The organism is Nonomuraea guangzhouensis (assembly GCF_019396345.1).
Lineage (GTDB): Bacteria > Actinomycetota > Actinomycetes > Streptosporangiales > Streptosporangiaceae > Nonomuraea > Nonomuraea guangzhouensis.
The window spans coordinates 111,215-131,382 of record NZ_JAHKRM010000037.1 but is presented as its reverse complement, the minus strand read 5'-3'; the positions used below and the strand labels follow the sequence as shown (position 1 = coordinate 131,382).

19 protein-coding genes are annotated in these 20,168 nt (G+C 69.6%); 8 read left to right on the top strand and 11 right to left on the bottom strand.

What is annotated here, in order from left to right; all coding sequences use genetic code 11:
• Window positions 1–256 precede the first annotated feature (256 nt).
• Entirely contained in the window at window positions 257–1,648 is a 1,392-nt protein-coding gene (locus KME78_RS51995; RefSeq protein ID WP_308127452.1) for an LVIVD repeat-containing protein, read from the bottom strand.
• Between the two features lie 175 nt (window positions 1,649–1,823).
• Between KME78_RS51995 and KME78_RS51990 the strand changes: the two genes are divergently transcribed.
• Window positions 1,824–2,456, top strand: a complete 633-nt coding sequence (locus KME78_RS51990) for a DUF305 domain-containing protein (RefSeq protein WP_219537432.1) — start codon at window positions 1,824–1,826, stop codon at window positions 2,454–2,456.
• Here KME78_RS51990 and KME78_RS51985 read toward each other — a convergent pair.
• Together KME78_RS51985 and ahcY are read right to left on the bottom strand one after the other, a co-directional pair.
• The gene (locus KME78_RS51985) at window positions 2,453–3,706 is read right to left on the bottom strand and encodes an adenosylhomocysteinase (protein WP_219537452.1); all 1,254 of its coding nucleotides are present in this window, start codon (window positions 3,704–3,706) and stop codon (window positions 2,453–2,455) included. The genes KME78_RS51990 and KME78_RS51985 overlap by 4 nt on opposite strands.
• Window positions 3,707–3,841: 135 nt before the next feature.
• A complete protein-coding gene (gene ahcY / locus KME78_RS51980) occupies window positions 3,842–5,269 on the bottom strand; it encodes an adenosylhomocysteinase (RefSeq protein WP_219537431.1) in 1,428 nt (475 codons plus the stop codon).
• A gap of 103 nt (window positions 5,270–5,372) precedes the next feature.
• On the opposite strand from ahcY, the gene KME78_RS51975 reads away from it, so the two are divergent.
• The 3 genes from KME78_RS51975 to KME78_RS51965 all read left to right on the top strand — a co-directional run bounded on the left by KME78_RS51975 (window position 5,373) and on the right by KME78_RS51965 (window position 7,075).
• Window positions 5,373–5,732 carry a MerR family DNA-binding transcriptional regulator gene (locus KME78_RS51975; protein WP_219537430.1) on the top strand — a complete coding sequence of 120 codons (360 nt, stop codon included), beginning with the start codon at window positions 5,373–5,375 and terminating at the stop codon, window positions 5,730–5,732.
• A gap of 11 nt (window positions 5,733–5,743) precedes the next feature.
• Complete coding sequence (locus tag KME78_RS51970; RefSeq protein WP_219537429.1) at window positions 5,744–6,199, top strand: GerMN domain-containing protein; 456 nt, start codon at window positions 5,744–5,746, stop codon at window positions 6,197–6,199.
• 78 nt (window positions 6,200–6,277) lie between these two features.
• The gene (locus KME78_RS51965; protein ID WP_219537428.1) at window positions 6,278–7,075 is read left to right on the top strand and encodes an SAM-dependent methyltransferase; all 798 of its coding nucleotides are present in this window, start codon (window positions 6,278–6,280) and stop codon (window positions 7,073–7,075) included.
• A gap of 56 nt (window positions 7,076–7,131) precedes the next feature.
• Here the strand turns inward: KME78_RS51965 and KME78_RS51960 are convergent, their stop codons facing one another.
• Window positions 7,132–8,217, bottom strand: coding sequence for an alpha/beta hydrolase (locus tag KME78_RS51960; protein ID WP_219537427.1), 1,086 nt, complete (start codon window positions 8,215–8,217; stop codon window positions 7,132–7,134).
• A 115-nt stretch (window positions 8,218–8,332) separates the two neighbouring features.
• Between KME78_RS51960 and KME78_RS51955 the strand changes: the two genes are divergently transcribed.
• Entirely contained in the window at window positions 8,333–10,057 is a 1,725-nt protein-coding gene (locus KME78_RS51955) for a phosphatidylglycerol lysyltransferase domain-containing protein (protein ID WP_219537426.1), read from the top strand.
• Window positions 10,058–10,069: 12 nt separating this feature from the next.
• Here KME78_RS51955 and KME78_RS51950 read toward each other — a convergent pair whose 3' ends face one another.
• Genes KME78_RS51950 through KME78_RS51930 form a run of 5 tightly spaced genes read right to left on the bottom strand, consistent with a single transcriptional unit; the run spans window position 10,070 to window position 14,074 of the window.
• Window positions 10,070–10,996 (bottom strand): cation diffusion facilitator family transporter, encoded by a 927-nt coding sequence (locus tag KME78_RS51950; RefSeq protein ID WP_219537425.1) that lies wholly within the window; start codon window positions 10,994–10,996, stop codon window positions 10,070–10,072.
• Between the two features lie 51 nt (window positions 10,997–11,047).
• Window positions 11,048–12,154 (bottom strand): SIS domain-containing protein, encoded by a 1,107-nt coding sequence (locus tag KME78_RS51945; protein WP_219537424.1) that lies wholly within the window; start codon window positions 12,152–12,154, stop codon window positions 11,048–11,050.
• On the bottom strand, window positions 12,151–12,318 hold the full coding sequence (locus KME78_RS51940; protein ID WP_214633501.1) for a Trm112 family protein: 168 nt from the start codon (window positions 12,316–12,318) through the stop codon (window positions 12,151–12,153). Before KME78_RS51940 ends, KME78_RS51945 begins: the two co-directional genes overlap by 4 nt.
• A complete protein-coding gene (locus KME78_RS51935) occupies window positions 12,315–13,664 on the bottom strand; it encodes a phosphomannomutase/phosphoglucomutase (protein ID WP_219537423.1) in 1,350 nt (449 codons plus the stop codon). The genes KME78_RS51940 and KME78_RS51935 overlap by 4 nt, the downstream gene beginning before the upstream one ends.
• Before the next feature lie 41 nt (window positions 13,665–13,705).
• Window positions 13,706–14,074 carry a DUF3499 domain-containing protein gene (locus KME78_RS51930; protein ID WP_214633499.1) on the bottom strand — a complete coding sequence of 123 codons (369 nt, stop codon included), beginning with the start codon at window positions 14,072–14,074 and terminating at the stop codon, window positions 13,706–13,708.
• A 183-nt stretch (window positions 14,075–14,257) separates the two neighbouring features.
• Between KME78_RS51930 and KME78_RS51925 the strand changes: the two genes are divergently transcribed.
• The 3 genes from KME78_RS51925 to KME78_RS51915 all read left to right on the top strand — a co-directional run bounded on the left by KME78_RS51925 (window position 14,258) and on the right by KME78_RS51915 (window position 16,079).
• On the top strand, window positions 14,258–14,650 hold the full coding sequence (locus KME78_RS51925) for a metallopeptidase family protein (protein WP_214633498.1): 393 nt from the start codon (window positions 14,258–14,260) through the stop codon (window positions 14,648–14,650).
• A gap of 107 nt (window positions 14,651–14,757) precedes the next feature.
• On the top strand, window positions 14,758–14,904 hold the full coding sequence (locus KME78_RS51920) for a hypothetical protein (protein WP_219537422.1): 147 nt from the start codon (window positions 14,758–14,760) through the stop codon (window positions 14,902–14,904).
• Complete coding sequence (locus tag KME78_RS51915) at window positions 14,904–16,079, top strand: methyltransferase domain-containing protein (protein WP_308127451.1); 1,176 nt, start codon at window positions 14,904–14,906, stop codon at window positions 16,077–16,079. The genes KME78_RS51920 and KME78_RS51915 overlap by 1 nt, the downstream gene beginning before the upstream one ends.
• Here the strand turns inward: KME78_RS51915 and KME78_RS51910 are convergent.
• Window positions 16,039–17,334 carry a DUF5719 family protein gene (locus KME78_RS51910; protein ID WP_219537421.1) on the bottom strand — a complete coding sequence of 432 codons (1,296 nt, stop codon included), beginning with the start codon at window positions 17,332–17,334 and terminating at the stop codon, window positions 16,039–16,041. The genes KME78_RS51915 and KME78_RS51910 overlap by 41 nt on opposite strands.
• The gene (locus tag KME78_RS51905; RefSeq protein WP_219537420.1) at window positions 17,334–20,138 is read right to left on the bottom strand and encodes a glycosyltransferase family 2 protein; all 2,805 of its coding nucleotides are present in this window, start codon (window positions 20,136–20,138) and stop codon (window positions 17,334–17,336) included. Before KME78_RS51905 ends, KME78_RS51910 begins: the two co-directional genes overlap by 1 nt.
• Window positions 20,139–20,168: the final 30 nt, after the last annotated feature.

The window sequence follows — 20,168 nt, the reverse complement described above, 5'->3', positions numbered from 1 at the left end:
GCAGGTGGCGATCGTGGACGACGACCCCAACGCGCTGGCGGCCCGGCTGGCCGCGCGACGCATCGTGACCGCGCCGCGCGGCCGCCTGCTGCGCATGTCCTTCCACTACTACAACGACCGCTCCGACGTGGCGGCGGTCGCGGACGCCATCGCCCTCTGCCGGAAGTCCTGAGACTCCGCTCACACCGACTCGGCGACGCCCGCCGGAGCCCGGCACGGCGGAGCCGGGTGGGCTCCGCCATGCCGGGTGGATGGGTCAGTCGTCGTGGCCCCAGCCCCACTCTCGGTAGGACTGCTGGGTCTGGACGTTCAGCTGGTCGGCGTGTACGCGGTCGGCGCCGTTGGTGAGCCGGTCGTTGATCTTGATGACCTCCAGGCCCTGGTGGAAGTCGGAGGCGTAGATGTAGCCGTTGTAGTAGTACGCGGACCACACGCCGCCGCCGCTGTTGTCGGCGCGGGGGCCGCGCTCGAAGTAGCCGATCTCCCTGGGCGCGGCCGAGTTGGTGAAGTCCCAGATCGAGACCCCGCCCATGTACCAGGCCTGGACCATGATGTCCTTGCCCTTGACCGGGATCAGCGAGCCGTTGTGCGCCACGCAGTTCTCGCTGTCTGCCTGGTAGCGCGGGATCTTGAAGTAGCTCTTGAACACAAGCTTGCCGCGCGAGATGTCGTAGATCGCGTCCGCGCCGCGGTTCGGCCCGGTGGCCTCGTTGCAGGTGGCCGCGCCGCCGCCGCCGAGCTCGTCGGTGAAGATGACCTTCCTGGCGTCGTTGCTGAACGTCGCCGAGTGCCAGAAGGCGAAGTTCGGGTCGGTGGTCCTGGCCGTGACCTTCGGGTTCAGCCGGTCGGAGATGTCGAACAGCACGCCGTCACCCATGCAGGCGCCGGCCGCGATGTCCTTCTCGGCGTACACCGTGATGTCGTGGCAGCCGCTGGTCGGGAGGAGCAGCCCGGGCTGGGTCTCGTTGCCGCCGTCGGGGAAGACGACCGGGGTGGCCGCGACGGCCGCGGCGGTCGGGTCCTTGAGCGGGACCTTGACGATCGAGAGCTTGTCGTGCGGCGGCTGGCAGTCGGGGAAGGTGGCGTTCGGGTTGTACGACTGGACGTAGATGTAGACGTTCTTCTTCTTGTCCCAGCCCTTGCCCGGCACCAGCGTCAGCGTGTGCGAGCCACAGTTGGTCTCGACGGACTTGATGTACTTGGGCGCGGCCTTGTCACTGATGTCGAAGATCCGGATGCCTTCCCAGGCCTCCTTGTGGTCCGCCGACAGGGCCGTGCTGTTGCAGGAGTCGTCGCTGCGTGAGGAGTCGACGGCGCTGAAGAGCAGGTTGCCGTAGACGGTGACATCCATCTGGCTTCCGGGACAGACCACCGAACTGACCGGCGTGGCCTTCTTCGGATTCCGGATGTCATAGATCGAGAAGCCGCCATAGTTGCCCACGTAAGCGTAGTCACCCTGGAAGGCCATGTCGGTGTTGATGGTGGCGGCGATGGGCGCCGGCTTGGGAATGTTCAGTACATGCGTCACGTTCGGGCTGGTCACCACGGTGTCAGGCGGCGGAATGTCGGCGGCCACGGCCGGCATCGTCGTCAGTCCTAACGCCACAGCGGCTCCGGCCGCGAACAGGGTCCTGCGAAGGTTCAGCACCCTCGGGCTCCTTCCAGGTCATAAGGCACACATAAATGACAAAATTCTGACCCGGACCTGTCAGCCCTGCCTAGCGAGCACTGTGTCAAGAAATTTGCTGACTTGCCGTATTTCCCGGGGGTTGATGGGGCGTCTATAGTGCGACGTCGCGACTCCCCGCGGTCAAGGAGGTCAGGTGCGCAACGCACTAACCGTCGGCACCTGCGCGATCCTGCTCGTCACCGGCTGCTCCGGGGGCACCTCGGCGGCGCCACCCGCCCCGACCGCCGCTGGTACGGCGCCCGTCATCGCTCCCGGACGGCCCGGCGAGCAGGCCAGGACGCTGAACCCGAGCGAGGCCGCCACCGCCGTACCACCCGAGAAGGCCAACGCGGCCGACATCCGCTACATGCAGAACATGATCATCCACCACCGTCAGGCGCTCGACATGAGCCTGCTGGCGGGCTCTCGGGCGTCGAACGACGGCGTCAAGCGCCTGGCATCGAGGATCAACCAGGTGCAGGGCCCGGAGATCGCCATGATGACGGACTGGCTGAAAGCCCAGGGCCAGCAGGTGCCCGACCATCACGCCGGCCATGAGGGCATGCCGGGCATGGCCACGCCGGAGCAGCTGGCGAGCCTCGAAGCGGCCAAGGGGGCGGCGTTCGACCGCCTGTTCGTCCAGCTGATGACCGCCCATCACCAGGGCGCGATCACCATGTCGACCGAGGTCATCACCAAGGGCTCGCACATACGGGTTCAGGAGATCGCCGAGGACATCTCGGTGAGCCAGGCGGTGGAGATCCGCCGCATGGGAAAGTTGCTCTAGGAGCCGACGCGCCAGGAGTGCAGGTAGTCCTCCTGCTCACCGGTCAGCGTGTCGATCCCGATCCCGGCGGCGGCCAGCTTGAGCCTGGCCACCTCCTGGTCGATCTCCTCGGGCACGTCGTAGACGCCCGGCACCAGCCGCGCCCGCTCCTCGGCCAGCCAGGCGACGGCCAGCGCCTGGGCCGAGAAGGACATGTCCATCACCGCGGCCGGATGCCCCTCGGCGGCGGTCAGATTGACCAGCCGCCCTTCGGCCAGCAACAGCAGCCGCCGCCCGTCCGCCAGCACATATTCATCGGTATTGGGCCGCACGCCGTGATGGATTTCCGCGGCCAGTTCGTCAAGCGCCCGTACGTCGATTTCGATATCGAAGTGCCCGGCGTTGGCGAGAATGGCGCCGTCCTTCATGGCGGCCAAATGCTCACCCCGGATGACGTCCCGATTCCCGGTGACGGTGATGAACAGGTCTCCGGTGATGACGGCCTCCGCCATGGGCCGCACCTCATAGCCCTGAAGCGTGGCGTCGAGCGCCTTGACGGCGTCGATCTCGGTGACGACCACCCGTGCCCCCAGCCCCTTGGCCCGCTCGGCGACCCCCCGGCCGCAGAAGCCGAACCCGGCCACCACGACCGTCCGCCCGGCGAGCATGGTGTTGGTGGCCCGCATGATCCCGTCGAGCGTGGACTGCCCGGTGCCATAGCGGTTGTCGAACATCCGCTTGGTCCGGGTGTCGTTCACGGCCACGACCGGAAACCGCAACGCGCTCTCGGCGGCCATCTGCCGCAACCGGATGATCCCGGTCGTGGTCTCCTCACAACCTCCGGAGACCCCGTCCAGGAGATCGGTCCGCTCGGTGTGCAGAATGTTGACCAGATCACACCCGTCATCCAGTACCAGATCAGGCCCCAGATCAAGCGCCTGATGAATATGCCGGTAATAGGTCGCCCGATCAACTCCAGCCCGCGCATGGACAGCGATCCCATAGTCACGCAACGCCTGAGCGACATCATCCTGAGTGGACAAGGGATTCGAAGCGGCAAGAGCGATCTCAGCTCCCCCAGCCTTCAACGCCCCCATCAGCACAGCCGTCTCAGCGGTGACATGCAGACAAGCAGCGATCTTCAACCCATCAAGCGGCCGAGAATCAGAAAACCGCTCCCCAATAGCAGTCAGAACAGGCATGGACCGAGCAGCCCAATCGATATGCCGCTCTCCACTCTCGGAAAGATCCACGCCTGCCCCACCCCACATTTCCCCGAAGAAGACGGTCAACAAGACGCACGTAACGGCGCCCAGCCCCGCATCACCGGAGGAGCGTTCCCCTGGACAGGCGCCAACCCCGTGCGGGGGTTGGCGCCCACCGTGCTCTGCCGTAAGAAAGAAAATTTAGTATCGGTAGTGGTCGGACTTGAAGGGGCCCTCGACGGGGACGCCGATGTACTCGGCCTGGACCTTGGTCAGCTCGGTGAGCTTCACGCCCAGCGCGTCGAGGTGCAGGCGGGCGACCTTCTCGTCCAGGTGCTTGGGCAGCACGTAGACGCCGGTCGGGTACTCGTCCGTCTTCGCGAACAGCTCGATCTGCGCGATCACCTGGTTGGTGAACGAGTTGGACATCACGAAGCTCGGGTGGCCGGTGGCGCAGCCCAGGTTCATCAGCCGGCCCTCGGCCAGGACGATGATCGAGTGGCCGTCGGCGAACACCCACTCGTCCACCTGCGGCTTGATGTTGCGCTTCTCGACGCCGGGCAGCTTGGCCAGGCCGGCCATGTCGATCTCGTTGTCGAAGTGCCCGATGTTGGAGACGATCGCCTGGTGCTTCATCTTCGCCATGTGCGCGGCGGTGATGATGTCGAAGTTGCCGGTCGCGGTGACGAAGATGTCGGCCAGGCCGACGACCTCGTCCAGCGTGGTGACCTGGAAGCCGTCCATGGCCGCCTGGAGCGCGCAGATCGGGTCGATCTCGGTCACGATGACGCGGGCGCCCTGGCCGCGCAGCGCGTCGGCACAGCCCTTGCCGACGTCGCCGTAGCCGCAGACCACGGCCACCTTGCCGCCGATCAGCACGTCGGTGGCGCGGTTGAGGCCGTCGATCACCGAGTGGCGGCAGCCGTACTTGTTGTCGAACTTGGACTTGGTCACCGAGTCGTTGACGTTGATCGCCGGGAACAGCAGCGAGCCGGTCTTGTGCATCTCGTAGAGGCGGTGCACGCCGGTCGTGGTCTCCTCGGTCACGCCCTTGATGCTCTCGGCGATCGCGGTCCACCGCTTGTCGTCGCCGACCGTGCGCTGGAGCAGGTCGATGATGACGTGCCACTCCTCCGGGTCGTCGTCCGTGGCGGACGGGACGGCCCCGGCCTTCTCATACTCGGCGCCCTTGTGGACGAGGAGCGTGGCGTCGCCACCGTCGTCGAGGATCATGTTGGGGGTCTGGCCGCCCGGCCAGGTGAGCGCCTGCTCGGTGCACCACCAGTACTCCTCCAGCGTCTCGCCCTTCCAGGCGAAGACCGGGACGCCCTTGGGGTCGTCGACGGTGCCCTGGGGGCCGACGACGACCGCGGCGGCGGCGTGGTCCTGGGTGGAGAAGATGTTGCAGCTGACCCAGCGGACCTCGGCGCCGAGCGCGACCAGCGTCTCGATGAGGACGGCGGTCTGGATCGTCATGTGCAGGGAGCCCATGATCCGCGCACCGGACAGGGGTCGCGCACTTGCGTATTCACGGCGGATCGCCATGAGGCCGGGCATCTCATGCTCGGCGAGCCGGATCTCCTTGCGGCCGAAGTCGGCAAGTGAAAGGTCGGCGACCTTGAAGTCCATCGGGTTTTCCCCTCGCGTCCACGGAGTTGTCGCGGACGAGTTTAGGCGCCGTTTGGGCAAGGTCGCACCCTGAGGACCCGGAAACTGACGTAAGAATGTAAGAATGCGCATCACTGAAGCGGCCAGGCGGCTCGGCATGTCCCCTCGAATGCTCCGATACCGGGAGGCACTGGGCCTTCTGCCGCCCGTCCGGGAGCAGGGCGCGCACCGGCGGTTCGGCCCGGACGAGCTCGCGGCCGTGGCTCAGGGGATCGAGCTGGAGAAGCGGTTCGACATCTCGCCCGCCGAGTTGGCGTTCGCGTTGCGCGTGCTCAGTGATCCCGCCGTGGCCGGTGCCGTACGCGATCTCGGCGTACGGATCGGCCGCATCCAGGCGCCGCGCCGGGCCCTGGACTTCGAGAAGGAGAAGGCGCTGCGGCTGCTGCGAACTTCCACCCCTGGCCAGACGTCCAAATGGTCATGATGGAGCTGCTGATGGCCACCGTACTCGCCCTGTCTCCGGTGCAGATGGGCGGCGAGGTGAAGGTGTACTTCTCCAAGGGAGACGGCATTCCCGGCAAGGTGGTCGCGGTTACCCGGAAGGCCCCCGATCGGGGCGTCGCCCGGTTCGCGATCGGGCAACTGATCGCGGGCCCGACCAAGGCCGAGCACGGGAAGGGCCTGCACTCCGAGCTGACCGGACGGCTCCGCGGCCCGTCCGACTGCGGCGCCGACTTCAAGCTGAAGATCAAGGACGGCACCGCCACGCTGCGCTTCTGCCGGACGGTGTGGGGCGGCGGCGTCGGCAGCGACGCGCGGGCGCTGCACACGATCTCCGCCACGTTGAAGCAGTTCAGGTCCGTCAAGAAGGTGATCTCGCTCAACAAGGACGGCCGCTGCCTGTTCGACGAGACGGACGCGGGCACGTCCTGCCTGACGGGCCACGAATAACCGGCCACCCACTCCGGCGGACAGGTGATCGACTGCGGGTTACGATCTCCGGCAAAAGCGGCTTCCGTGGAGGTTCGGGTGACCAAAGAGATCGAGCACCGCATCGACACGTCCGTGCCCCACCCAGCCCGCGTCTACGACTACTGGCTCGGTGGCAAGGACAACTTCGAGGCCGACCGGGTGGTGGCCGAGATGGTCCTGAAAACCGAGCCGGGGATGATCGAGGCGGTCAGGGAGAACCGCGCCTTCCTCGGCCGGGTGGTGCGCTACCTGGCCGAAGCGGGCATCAGCCAGTTCCTCGACATCGGCACCGGCATCCCCACCCAGGGCAACACGCACGAGGTGGCCCAGTCGGTGAACCCCGCCGCCCGCATCGTCTACGTCGACAACGATCCGATCGTCATGAATCACGCCCGAGCCCTGTTACGCGGCTCCGAGGAGGGGCGCACCACCTACATCGAGGCGGACCTGCTGGAGCCCGAGACGATCCTCGGCGACCGGAGCGTGCGCGACACACTCGACTTCGGCAAGCCGATAGCCGTGATCATCATCGGCACGCTCATGCACATCAGGAACGAGCTCGACCCATGGAGCGCGGTCAAGGCCTTCTCCGCCGCCGTCTGCCCCGGCAGCTTCCTGGCACTCTCCCACACGACCGCGGACTTCGAGCCCGAGGCGATGGCGGCCATGGCCGAGATCTACCGCGACACCCCGACCGGGATGACGCACCGCAGCGGGCCCGAGATCGCGCGCTTCTTCGACGGCTACGCGCTCGTCGAGCCGGGGCTGGTCGTCGGCCACCAGTGGCGCCCCGAGGGCGGCGTGCCGAAGAAGGTCTTCGCGGGCGGGTACGGCGTCGTCGGCCGGAAGCTCTGAGCTCGGCGGCCCAGCGGCGTGCCGCCGCGGCGACGGACGCTGGGCGGCGGCGGACGCTACACGGCGGCGGGCGCGTGGAGCTGCTGGGCGAGCCACGGCAGAGCCTGTGGCAGCTCCCTGTTCCAGGTGTTGAAGTTGTGCCCGCCACTGGGCAGGATCAGCGACGACGCCTGCATCGGCGGCTTCACCGCGGCCAGGAACCGCTGCGTCGACTGGTAGTTGCCCTCCCCCTTCTTGCTGGTGGTGACCAGTACGTTGACCGGCGGCGCGGGCAGGCCGGCCAGCCGCCACATGAGGTCGTTGCGCTGCTCGACCGTCTTGTCCCCGGCGAACAGGTCTCCCGTGGTGCCGTCGATGATCGTCTTGTAGTAGCCCGAGAGCGACACGGCAGCCGAGAACCTGTCCGGATGGGTCATGGCGAGCTTCAGCGCGCAGTAGCCGCCGGTCGAGCCACCCAGTAATCCCCAGTACTCCCGGCCGCTCCCCACCCGGTACGAGTCGATCATGTCCTGCCGCACGTCAGTGGCGAAGTACGCCTGCGACTGCGGCCCGCGCGGCACGTCCACGCACTCGGTGTCACGCGGCAGCACCACGCTGGGCCGCATCATCACCAGGATCGTCGGCTTGACCTGGTGCTCGGCGATCGCCTTGGCCATCCGGCCCGGCAGGTCGAGCCGGGTCATGAGGTTGCGCGGGTCGCCCGGATAGCCGGTCAGCGACAGGATCGCGGGGAAGCGCTGGTGCTTGTCCGTGAAGTAGGCCGTGGGCAGGAAGATGTACGCCTCCTCGCTGAGGTGCGTGGTCCGCCCCGGCATGATCACCTGCTCGATCCGGCCACCCCGTACGGCATGCTGGGCCAGCACCCGGATGCCCGCGCCGACGCCCGCGACCGTGATGGGCGCCGTGGCCGTGTCGGTGCCGAGCAGGTCGGGCCACGAGCTGTAGAAGCCGAAGTACGAGTTCCCGATCAGGCCGAGCGCCGTCAGCGTGAGCACCTGGTCGCCCACGAGCACACCCACCCTGCCCAGCACGGCCGGCCAGCGGCGGCTGCTCAGCCGCGGCCACAGCCAGACGGTCGCGACCAGCGCCGCCACCGCGAGCCCGGCCACCAGGAGTTGCAGTTTTACCGAGGTCAGTTCCATCTCGCCTCCACGACAGGGATACTCCGCGAGGCGTAAGAAGCGGGTTAACGCATGCCACGCGAGCCGCTCACGACTTAACGCGGGCGTTATAGAGGGCTGCGTTTAATATCGAACTGTGAAGAGGATCGCGCGCCCGTGGGTGCCGGCCGTCACAGGCTACGCCTCACTGATGATCGGCCTGCTCGACATCATCAAGGTCGTGTCGCCGGGGTTCGGTCAGACGCGGATGGGCCAGTGGTCCGACCTGCTGCCCGGCATCGTCACCACGGTCGCGCGGGCGTCGTCGCTGGTCGTCGGCATCCTGCTGGTGATGCTGGCGCACGGCCTGCGCCGCAGGAAGGCGCGGGCCTGGCGGGCGATGGTGGTGCTGCTACCGGTGAGCGCGGCCGTGGAGCTCATCCATCTGCGTCACCTGGTCACGGCCGGGCTGAGTCTGGCCGTCTGCGTGGCACTGCTGGTGAACAAGCGCGAGTTCGCCGCCCTGTCCGACCCCCGCACCCGCTGGCGCGCGCTGTGGAACCTGCTCGGCCTCGGCACCCTCGACCTGGTCCTCGGCTTCCTGCTGGTCAGCACCCACCCGATGGCCATCGTCGGCAACCCGAGCATGCTCGACAAGCTGGAGCACGTGCTGCTCGGCCTCGTCGGCATCGAGGGGCCGGTCACCTACTCCGTCGAGCGCATCTCGGACCTGGTCTACTTCTCGCTGCTCGCGCTCGGCACGCTGACCGTGGTCAGCACCCTGTACCTCCTGCTGCGCCCGGAACGCCCGGTCGCCGAGCTCACCGCCGACGACGAGCGGCGGCTGCGCGAGCTGCTCGACCGGCACGGACGGCGCGACTCACTCGGCTACTTCGCGCTCCGCCGCGACAAGAGCGTGCTCTTCTCCCCCTCGGGCAAGGCCGCGATCGCCTACCGGGTCGTCTCGGGCGTCATGCTGGCGAGCGGCGACCCGATCGGCGACCGCGAGGCGTGGCCGGCGGCGATCGACGGCTTCATGACCGAGGCCAGACGGCACGCCTGGGTCCCCGCGGTCATCGGCTGCGGCGAGACCGGCGGCGAGGTGTGGACCCGCAGGACCGGGATGTCGGCGCTGGAGCTCGGCGACGAGGCGGTGGTCGAGGTCGCCGACTTCACGCTGGAGGGCCGGGCCATGCGCAACGTCCGCCAGATGGCCAACAGGGTCGAGCGCGCGGGCTACACCTGCCGCGTACGGCGGGTCGCCGACCTGCCCGAGACCGAGAAGGAACGGATCAAGCAGGCCGCCGTCTCCTGGCGTGGCACCGAGACCGAACGCGGCTTCTCCATGGCGCTCGGCCGCTTCGGCGACCCCGCCGACGCCGAGTGCGTGGTGGCCACCGCGCACAAGGAGGGCGAGATCAGGGCCGTGCTGCACTTCGTGCCGTGGGGGCCGCACGGCATCTCACTCGACCTGATGCGCAGGGACCGCGACGCCGAACCGGGGCTGAACGAGCTGCTGATCGTCAAGACCCTCCAGGCCGCGCCCGCGATGCGGATCGAGCAGGTCTCGCTGAACTTCGCGATGTTCCGGGCGGTGCTGGCCAGGGGCGAGCGGCTCGGCGCCGGGCCGGTGCTGCGGGCGTGGCGTGGGCTGCTGGTGTTCCTGTCGCACTGGTTCCAGATCGAGTCGTTGTACCGGTTCAACGCCAAGTTCCGGCCGATCTGGGAGCCGCGGTTCGTGGTCTATCCCAACGCCCGTGATCTGCCGCGGATCGGGGTGTCGGCGTTGCAGGCCGAGGCGTTCATCAAGCTCGGCCTGCCCACCCCAGGTCGCCGCGCCTTCCGCCTCATCCGGCGCGACGCGGCCCACCTCGTCTCGTAAGAGCCCGGCTCCTCAGGCGGTCGGCGTGTGCGAGCGGTCCAGGTCCGGCTCCAGGTAGATGACCCGGGCGATAGGTACGGCCTCGCGGATCCGCCGCTCGGCCTCGTCGATGCCCCTGGCGACCTCGGAGGCCGAGTCGTCGTGCGAGACCGCGATCTTGGCCGCCACCAGCAGCTCTTCCGGCCCGAGGTGCATCGTGCGCATGTGGATCACCCGGTCGACCTCCGGCGTGCTCTCCAGCGCGGCCCGGATCTGCTGCTCCATCTCGGACGAGGCACCCTCACCCATCAGCAGCGACTTGGTCTCGATGGCCAGCACGACCGCGATCACGGCCAGCAGCACGCCGATCATCAGCGTGCCGATGCCGTCCCACACGCCGTCGCCCGTGATGACCGCCATAGTCACGCCGAACAGCGCGAAGATCAGACCGAGCAGCGCGCCGAGGTCCTCCAGCAGGATGACCGGCAGCTCGGGCGACTTGGACCGGCGGATGAAGGTGACCCACGACTGCTTGCCACGCAGCGGGTTGGACTCCATGATCGCCGTACGGAACGAGAACCCCTCCGCGATGATCGCGAAGATCAGCACCGCGAACGCCCAGATCGGCGACTCCACGTCGTGCGGATGCACGATCTTGGTGACGCCCTCGTAGAGCGAGAACGCCGCGCCGATCGTGAACAGCACCACGGCCACCACGAACGCGTAGAAATAGCGCTCGCGCCCATAGCCGAACGGATGCGACTTGTCCCGCTCCCGCTGCGCCCGCTTGCCGCCGATCAGCAGCAGCAGCTGGTTGCCCGAGTCGGCGACGGAGTGAATGCCTTCGGCGAGCATCGAGGACGACCCGGTGAAGAAGGCGGCCACGAACTTCGACACGGCGATCGCCAGATTGGCGGTCAACGCCGCAATGATCGCCTTGTTACCACCACTCGCGCTCACCGAAAAACTCCACTCATTATGATCATGCAGTCAAAGGCCCGAAAACGGATCCTATTGCGAAATTCTGGCCTTAAGCTCCGTGATCGCCGACACAGGGGTCGGATCGCCTCCATACCCGAGAGCCAGATAGGTGGTCGCATAGTCACCCAAACCGATCAGCGAGGCGACCCGCTCCAGCGGGTGCGAGCCCTCCGCGGACAGCTCGGTGACGGGTACGTCACGGTCGTGCGCCAGCCGCACGGACGCCTCGCGGCGACGTGCCACCCGCGGGTCCTCTTCGACGTCGCGCAGCATCACCAGCCTGAGCGTGTGCCCGGCGGCGTCGGCGAAGATGTCGCGCTTGGCCAGCGGCCCGTCGAAGGCGGCCACCTGGTTGTGGCCGGCCTCGGGCAGCTCACCCAGGATCGCCGGGTATTTGGCGTTCGCATTGAGCTGGCAGGCCAGCCGATAGCCGGCGACCGCGGTGACGGGGGACGAGCCCCAGATCATCGGCACACTCTCGGCCAGCTCCGTGGCCAGCGTCTTGCCCGGGTTGACGAACGACTCGCTGGACGGCCGGCACCGGTGCGCGACGTCCTCCAGCGTCGCGGCCACCCGTTCGTACAGCTCCTCGTCGGCCTTGGTCAGGCCGAGCGCCGCGGCGGACACGATCAGCGGGATGGTCAGCAGCCAGACGTTGGCGCGGGGCTGCCCGGTCGCGGGCACCGCCACGTAGACGGCGGACGCCTGCCTGGCGATCGACTCCAGGGGCGAGTCGGCCCGGCCGACCGCGATCAGCGAGCAGCCGCGCCGCACGGCCTCCAAGGCCGCCGACAGCGTCTCCTCGGTATGGCCCGAGCACGACACCGCGATGACCAGATCGGTCGCGCCCACCCAGCCGGGCAGCTGATGGGAGCGCACGGTCACGACGGGCAGCGGGGCGCCGTTGCCGCAGACCGCGGCGAGGACGTCGCCCGCGATGCCGGAGGCCCCCATGCCCACGACCACGACCGCGCGCGGCCGGACCCGGGAGGTCAGCCGGTCGACGCCCGCCTCGACCGAGGCCCGGTAGGCGATGCGTACCTGGGCGGCCGAGGCCGCCACCGCGACCAGCATGCCGCCCGGATCACCCTCGGTGAGATGCTCCTGGTCATCGAGCCGCTCGGGCTCCCAGGTCACGGCTTCCTGGCCTCGTCGACGAGCAGGACGGGGATGTCATCCCTGACCGGGTAGATCAGGCCGCAACCCGTACAGACCAGCTCCTCGGTCTCGCTCTCCGCGCGCAGCGGTGACTTGCACGCCGGGCAGGCCAGGATCTCCAGCAGCCAGTCGTCGATCTTCACACTGACACCCCTCTTACCATGGCGAGGACCTCGTCCCGTATCGCCGTCATCTTGCTCTCGTCAGCCGCCTCGGCGTTGAGCCGCAGCAGCGGCTCGGTGTTGGAGGCGCGCAGGTTGAACCACCAGCCGGAGCCGGTCACGGTCAGGCCGTCGAGCTCGTCGACGGTGCCCCTGGGGCCGAACTCCCGGCGTACCCGCTGAAGGGCCGCGTCCTGGTCGGCGACCGTGCTGTTGATCTCGCCCGAGGCGTGGTAGCGCGCGTAGGCGCCGATCAGCTCCGACAGCGGGCGGTCCTGCTCGCCGAGGGCGGCCAGCACGTGCATCGCGGCGAGCATGCCGGAGTCGGCGTACCAGAAGTCGCGGAAGTAGTAGTGGGCCGAGTGCTCGCCGCCGAACACCGCGCCGGTGCGGGCCATCTCGGCCTTGATGAAGGAGTGGCCGACGCGGGTGCGCACCGGCGCGCCGCCGTGCTCGCGGACGATCTCCGGCACTCCGGCCGACGTGATCAGGTTGTGGATGATCGTCGCGCCTGGATATTTGCCCAGCTCGCGTACGGCCACCAGCGCGGTGACGGCCGACGGCGAGACGGACTCGCCACGCTCGTCGATCACCCAGCACCGGTCGGCGTCGCCGTCGAAGGCCAGCCCGATGTCGGCGCCCGTCTCGCGGACGGCGCGCTGCAGATCGAGCAGGTTGGCCGGCTCCAGCGGGTTGGCCTCGTGGTTGGGGAAGGAGCCGTCGAGCTCGAAGTAGAGCGGGACCAGCTCGATCGGCAGGCCCGCGAAGACGGCGGGGACGGTGTGACCGCCCATGCCGTTGCCCGCGTCGGCGACGACCTTCAACGGCCGCACGCCCGACAGGTCGACCAGCGTGCGCAGGTGGTCGGCGTAGCCCTGCAGCAGGTCCTTCTCGATCAGCGACCCGGTCGGCGGGGCCGTGCTGCCGACCAGCTCGGCCGCGCGGTCGCGAATCTCGGCGAGACCGCTGTCGCCGCCGATCGGCACCGCGCCCGCGCGGCACATCTTCATGCCGTTGTATCGGGCCGGGTTGTGGCTGGCGGTGAACATCACGCCGGGCAGCCCGAGGCTGCCGCTGGCGTAGTAGAGCAGATCGGTGGAGCCCAGCCCGGCGTGCACCACGTCGGCGCCGCGCGAGCGCGCGCCGCGCACGAACGCGGCGGACAGAGGCACGGAGGACTCCCGCATGTCATGCGCGACCACGGCCGATCGGGCCCCGGTCACCTCGACGAAGGCCGCCCCCACGGCCTCGGCGGTCTGCTCGTCCAGCTCGTCAGGCACTACACCGCGAACGTCGTACGCCTTGAAGATCTTGGCGAGGTCGCCCACTCTCCAGCTCCGCCCCTAGGTCGTCACGTGTACGAACGAGCCTACCGGTCGCGATGTTGCTGGGCGGACCGCAGAACGCGCAGGTGTCCCCTACGCCCGACTTCGACCCCTTGGCCGACCGGCTCGCCGCCGCCGGACGGCGCGGGCCTGGCGGCCTCCCTGACGGCGTTGGCGAGCGCCTCGAGGTCGTCCGAGCTGGGCGACGTGCCGTCCGTGGGCAACCGCACCACCTCCCAGCCGCGGGGAGCGGTCAGCCGCTCGGCGTGTTCGGCGCACAGGTCGTAACAGTGTGGCTCGGCGTACGTCGCCAGAGGGCCCAGAACTGCGGTCGAGTCGGCGTATACGTACGTGAGCGTGAAGACTGCAGGCTGGCTGCAAGCGGTGCGGGAACAGCGGCGGACGGGGCTCACGGAGGGACCGTATCTGGTAAGAGTGCGAGGCGCCACTATCTGAGCGCTCTTAACGAGCGTGTCGCCACAATTCGGACACCTGTCGCAGCCTTTCTCCCCACATGCCCCGAAGCCGCCTCCCCGTACACTTGCCGTGTGAACCAACGGCGTGGCCCCAGACGGCGTGACCGGCACGGTCGCGGCATGCGCGGCCCCCTCGCCCCTTCCCATGTGCCGATCGCCAGATCGCGTAGCGAACGGTTCGACGACCTCGTCCTCGACGCGGTCGACCGGCTCCGGCCGCAGTGGGGCAAGCAGCTGGCGGCGGTGGAGTTCGCGGTCGAGGAGGTGCCGCCGCTGAGTGAGCTCGGCGACGGCCCCAGCACCGGCTCCGAGCCGATCCCGTTCGGGCGCGCCGACGTCGCGCGCGGCCAGGACCCGGCCGCGGTCGTCGTCTACCGGCGGCCGCTCGAGGCCCGTGCCCGCGACCGCGACACGCTGGGGGCACTGGTGCACGACACGGTGGTCGAGCAGGTGGCCACACTCCTCGGCCTGTCACCGGAGACCGTCGATCCGGGCTACGACGACCGCCGCTGACCACGAAGATCGGCTTGTCGGGCGAAAGCTTGGCACTCGCTTGCCTGGTTGCAGAGAGTAGCCATACGATTACCGTGAGTGTTCATTCGATGTGAAGGAGAACATCCATGGGCAGACACGAGAAGCCCGACAGCCCCAAGGACGAGGCCTTCGATCCGAAGTCCGCCGCGGGCCGGGCACCCGAATCCAACAAGGACCAGAACAAGACCTCCACCGGCTCGCACAGCGCCGACTCGAAGGGCGGCAAGAAGTAGTGGACGACACGGCGCAGCGAGCCGAGCGCCTGATCGAGCACCTCGACGAGTTCGACGACATCGGGCCACGCGTCAAAGAGGCGATCCGCGCGGTGCCCCGCCACCTGTTCATCCCTTCGGTCGGACTCCCCGTACCGACTACCCCCGACAGTGCCTACATCATCGACCGCGATGCCAACCCAGACGCCTGGTGGGACGCGATCTACTCGCCCCACTCCATCGTCACCCAGCTTGACGACGGGACCACCGACATCAGAGAGAAGGAGGGCGATTACACCTCCTCGGCCTCGGCTCCCAGCACCGTTGCCGACCTGCTCCAACTCCTGGACACCGTGCCAGGGCGCCGAGTGCTGGAGATCGGCACGGGCACCGGCTGGACCGCCGCCTTGCTCGCCCATCTGGTCGGCGAGGAGAACGTGACCTCGATCGAAGTCGATCCCCAGGTGGCGGAGCGGGCCGCCAAGAACCTGAGCGAGGCCGGGGTGCACCCGCACCTGATCGTCGGCGACGGCGCGGCCGGCTGCCCGGAGCGGGCGCCGTTCGATCGAGTTCACGTCACCTGCGGCATCCGCACCGTGCCATACGCGTGGGTGGAGCAGTGCCGCCCTGGTGGGGAGATCGTGCTGCCCTACTGCCCAGGATTCGGCGACAATAGCTCCCTGCGGCTCGTCGTAGCCCCGGACGGCATCGCGTACGGCCGCTTCCTCGGCTTCGCCTCGTACATGATGATGCGCTCCCAACGTCCCGTCGCACCCCGCCTGGCGCGCGGCCCAGAGGACAAACATCACTTCACCACGCGCGTGGACCCCCGCACGGTCGCCTACGCTCCGCCTGGGGCGGATCTCGCCATTTCGGCGCTGACCGGCTTGGCCTCGAACGGCAGTGCGGAACCCGACGAGGACGGCGAGCTCTACCGGATGTGGGTGTCCGACCCCGACGACCCATACTCCCGAGCGATGGTTGAGTGGCGGCCCAACACCGCAGAGTATGAGGTCTACCAGGTCGGCCAACGGCCTCTGTGGGAGGAGGTCACCGACGCCTACTTCCGCTGGGTGAGCTGGGGCGAGCCCGACCGCGACCGCTTCGGCATGAGGGTCACCCCTGACGGCCAGCAGATATGCCTGGACGGCACGCCTATCGGGGAACCACAACGGTCGATGTGTCCGTCAGCTTAGGGAGCAGAGTCCAGGTCCGGGCGGGTGCCAACGGTTGGTCGGTGATCAGCAGCCCGCTCTTCAGCCGCTCCTCCGTCACCCGCCCCCCGTACACCTCCCCCGAGACCGGGGTGACCACCACCCCGAACTCCCCCTTGCCCTTGAGCGGCACGTTCCTGGTCCGCCCGGCGGGCACGTCCACCACGAACGACTGCCCGGCCGGCACGATCCGCACGCTGACCCGGCCCGCCGCCCCCGGCGCCGTGAGGACCAGCCGGGACCCCGCGCCGTTGGCCGCCACCGCACTGCCCAGGTCGAGCGGCGGGGTCCCGGCCGTGAACGCCACATCCGGTTTGTCGCCCGTGCCCGTGACGACGACGCCGGCCACGACGGGCGTCCGCGACGTCAGCACGAGCGCCGCTGCCTCCCCGCCGATGCCGGTGGTCACGTCGAGCGCGGCCACGCTGCCGGCGGGGACGTCGATGGACTCGCGGCCCTTCATCGCGTACGCGGCGTCCTCGGTCACCGCCTGGATGGCCACGGTCGCGTCGGCGTCGCCCGGGGCGGCGACCAGCAGCTTCCGCGTGCCACCTCCGCCCGGTATGCCGGGGACCACGACGCGGGTCGACGGAGGTTCGGCGGCGGGGAGCCAGTCGACGCCGTTCCCGCCGAGCGCGGCCTCCGCGGCGACCGCGAGCCGGCCGGTGACGACGGTGACGCCGACGGCCATCACGTTCGCCGAGGGTGCGAGCGTCTTGAGGTCGATCGCGCTGTGGCCGCCCGGCGGGATCTCCAGGCCCTGCCCCTGGTCCGCGGAGACCGCGCCCTCCGCCGCGTAGATCTGGACGTCGGCCAGGGCGGGCGCCCGGTCGGCGTTCATGAGGTGCAGCGTGACGTCGGCCTCCGTGGGGCCCGGGCCGACAAGCCAGGTCGTGGCTCCCGGCACGGCGCAGCGCACCCCGGCGAGCCCGCGCCGGGTGCCCTTGGCGACCCGCGTGGTGTATCCGGCCTCCAGCCCGCCCGAGCCGTTCACCACGTACGGCTTGGCGTCCTTCATCGGCTCGTGGGACAGGGTGCCTGGCAGGTAGACACTCACCCGCTCACCCTTGGTCGCCGGGCAGACGGCGGTCACCGACTCCACGGCCACCTTGCGCGGTCCTTCGGCCTTGGGCGGCGCCGGGGCCGGCCGGGTCACGTACGCGACGCCGTACAGTGCGCCGAGAGCGACGACGACCAGCAGGAACAGCCCGAACCTGTTCTCCACGAACGCCTTCATCAGACACTCACCAGGGCGGCCGGGGCGGGCGACTCGACGCGTTCGGCGGTGGGCTCGCGTCTGCCCGGAGCGGCCAGCACCGCCACGAGCAGCACCAGCGCGGCCTGCGTCCAGAGCCAGGGGCGGTGCAGGGCGCTCTCCGGTTGCGCGGGCACGTGGCCGAGCGGCTCCAGGAGCCGCCACAGCCCGCCCGCGTCCGACAGGTTCAGGCGTTCCAGCGACGGTTCCGAGTCGAGGGCCTTGACCAGTTCGGGCGCGACGGGCGGGGCCACCGCGACCATCGCCACTCCGTAGCGCGCGAGCGTGGCCGCGTCCTTGCCGCCGCGCCCGCCGGCCAGGCCTTCGGCCGCGGTGGCCACCAGGGCGCGGGTCTTCGACGCGACGGGCAGCTCCGCCTCGCCGATCAACGGGGTACGCCCGTGCAGCACGGTGAAGCCGGAGCCCCTGATCACCAGGGTGCGCTCGCCGTGCTGGGACTTGAGCGCGGCCAGGGCGGGCATGACATCGGCCGCGCTGCCCTGAAGCGGCCCCGGCACCCCCTGGGCGACCCAGAACCCGGCGGCGAGCACCGGCGTGCTGAACGCGACCGCCACGACCAGCGTGGCGCCCAGCCTGCGCGGCCCGCCGGCGGCGCGCGACTCGGCCAGCCGGTGCGCGGTCAGCCCCACGAGCACGAGCAGCCCGGTGGCGGCGAACGCCAGCGGCACACCCGGCCAGGCCCGTGCCCCCTCGACGGTGACGCGGCTGGCCAGGATCGCGACCAGCACCCCGTACACCGCGACGCCCCACCCGATCGCGACGATCATCCGCTGCGCCCGCATGAGCAGCGCGGCCAGCGCGGCGATGACCAGCCCGCCGGTCACCCAGAACGGCGGCAGCCCGGGACCTCCGGGGCTGAAGGCCAGCAGCGACTCGGGAGCCAGTTGCTGGTCGGACAGCGCGGCGTCGTGCAGCCCGGCTTCGAGCAGCAGCCGGCCCGGGTCGAGCACCAGACCGGCCAGCCACGGGAACAGCAGGGCCACGGGGACGGTCAGGGCGATGGCCATCGAGGTCACCACGTCCCGCCGTACTCCGCCATAGGCCACGGCGGCGAGCACGCCGAGCACCGCGAACAGCGGGTAGACCAGCGGCACGAACGCCGTGCCCACCGCGAGCAGCAGGCCGAGGCCCCAGCCCGCGCGGCGGGCGCGGCGGCGCTCGCCGGACAGGAGGTTCGTGGCGAGCGCGGCGTAGACCGGCAGCAGCACGAAGACCACCGCCGTGCCGAGCCGGCCGGCCGCGATCGCGCCCGTCGCGACCGGCAGCAGCGCGTACGTGGCGGCCAGCCAGACCCGGGCGGGCACCTCGGGGATGATGCGGCGGGTCGCCAGGTAGGCGGAGGCCCCGGCCAGCGGCACCGAGCCGAGCAGCAGCACCGAGACGGCCAGCCAGGTCTTGCCGAACGCCAGCGTGGACAGGGCGGCGACCACCGCGACGTACGGCGGCGCCCAGTCCGTCGAACCGAGGCCGATGTCGTGGAAGCCCTCGGTGTAGAAGCGCCACAGGTCGGCCGCGTCGCCGGTGACGGGGACCAGCGCGCCGCCGCCGAGCCGGTCGCCGCCCAGCAGGGAGCGTTCGGCCACCAGCGTGACGAGGGTGAGCGCGGCGACGAGCAGCACGCCCGGGCGGCCGACGAACCGCCTGACGGCGCCGGTGTCGGACGGCATCACCTCGGCGTCCTCGTCGGCGGCGGCGTAGTGGTGGCGTCCTTCCGAGCCGACGGGCCCCTCTCCGGCGAGGAAGCTCTGGACCATGTCGACCAGCCGCCGGTAGGCCGCGCCTCGCGGCGTCAGCAACCGCTTAATACGGATATATCCCTTTTTGCGGCCATGGCGGCGGGCGCGGCGGGCCTTGAGCAGCCGGGTCGGGTGGATCAGGATCGAGCCGAGCGCGACCATCTCGTCCAGCGCGTTGGCGGGCTGCTTGCCGACGACATAGAGCAGCGTGCGGAGGCACGAGCCGAAGACGTTCCGGATCAGCGCGCCCAGCAGCGCGCGGAACGGCAGGTTCGCCATGACGACGAAGATCGCGTTACGCCGGTCGAGCCTGCGCGGATGGTCGCCGCTGACCGTGATGGGCCGCCGCCTGCGGGTCGCCGCCTCGGCGTGCCAGGCGATCGCCGTGGTGACGACCAGCACCCGGTGCCCGGCGTTGCGCACCCGCCAGCAGAGGTCGAGGTCGTCGCGGAAGAGGGGGAAGAACGGGTCCAGGCCGCCGACCTCGTCCCACACCTCGCGGCGGATCAACATGCCCGCAGTGGAGACCGAGAGCGCCTCGCGGGTGCCGTCGTGCTGCCCCTGGTCGAACTCCCGGGGCTCCAGGCCGGTGTCCCTGCGCCCGGTGCGGTCGACGGTCACGCCGACTTCGAGCAGTCGCCTGCGGTCCAGCCAGTCGCGGAGTTTCGGACCGAGCACCGCCGCTTTTGGGCTGTGCTGGGCTTCGTGCAGCAGCATTTCGAGTGCGCGGTGGTCGGGGGCGCAGTCGTCGTGGAGCAGCCAGATCCACTCGTCCTGGCCGCTGCCGGGCAACTTGCCGAGCACCTCGGCGACCGCCTCGCCGAACCCGGTGGAGCGGGGCAGTTTCAGCACGTTGCCGGAGCCGAGCGCCTTGGCCAGCACGTCGGCCGAGCCGTCCCTGCTGCCGTTGTCGGCGCCGACCAGCCGATCCGGCCTGCGGCTCTGGCCCAGCACCGCCTGCAGGGTCTCCCCGAGCCAGCGCCCGCCGTCGTGGGCGACGACGATCGCGGTGACGAAGTAACGACGCATCGGACGCGACTCCTGGGGAGTGGATCAGGC

Coding starts and splice junctions, on each gene's coding strand:
- KME78_RS51985 (WP_219537452.1), bottom strand. CDS start 3,706: ATGTGGGGTGGGGCAGGCGTGGATCTTTCCGAGAGTGGAGAGCGGCAT.
- ahcY (WP_219537431.1), bottom strand. CDS start 5,269: ATGGACTTCAAGGTCGCCGACCTTTCACTTGCCGACTTCGGCCGCAAG.
- KME78_RS51975 (WP_219537430.1), top strand. CDS start 5,373: ATGCGCATCACTGAAGCGGCCAGGCGGCTCGGCATGTCCCCTCGAATG.
- KME78_RS51970 (WP_219537429.1), top strand. CDS start 5,744: ATGGCCACCGTACTCGCCCTGTCTCCGGTGCAGATGGGCGGCGAGGTG.
- KME78_RS51960 (WP_219537427.1), bottom strand. CDS start 8,217: ATGGAACTGACCTCGGTAAAACTGCAACTCCTGGTGGCCGGGCTCGCG.
- KME78_RS51925 (WP_214633498.1), top strand. CDS start 14,258: ATGCGCGGCCCCCTCGCCCCTTCCCATGTGCCGATCGCCAGATCGCGT.
- KME78_RS51920 (WP_219537422.1), top strand. CDS start 14,758: ATGGGCAGACACGAGAAGCCCGACAGCCCCAAGGACGAGGCCTTCGAT.
- KME78_RS51910 (WP_219537421.1), bottom strand. CDS start 17,334: ATGAAGGCGTTCGTGGAGAACAGGTTCGGGCTGTTCCTGCTGGTCGTC.
- KME78_RS51905 (WP_219537420.1), bottom strand. CDS start 20,138: ATGCGTCGTTACTTCGTCACCGCGATCGTCGTCGCCCACGACGGCGGG.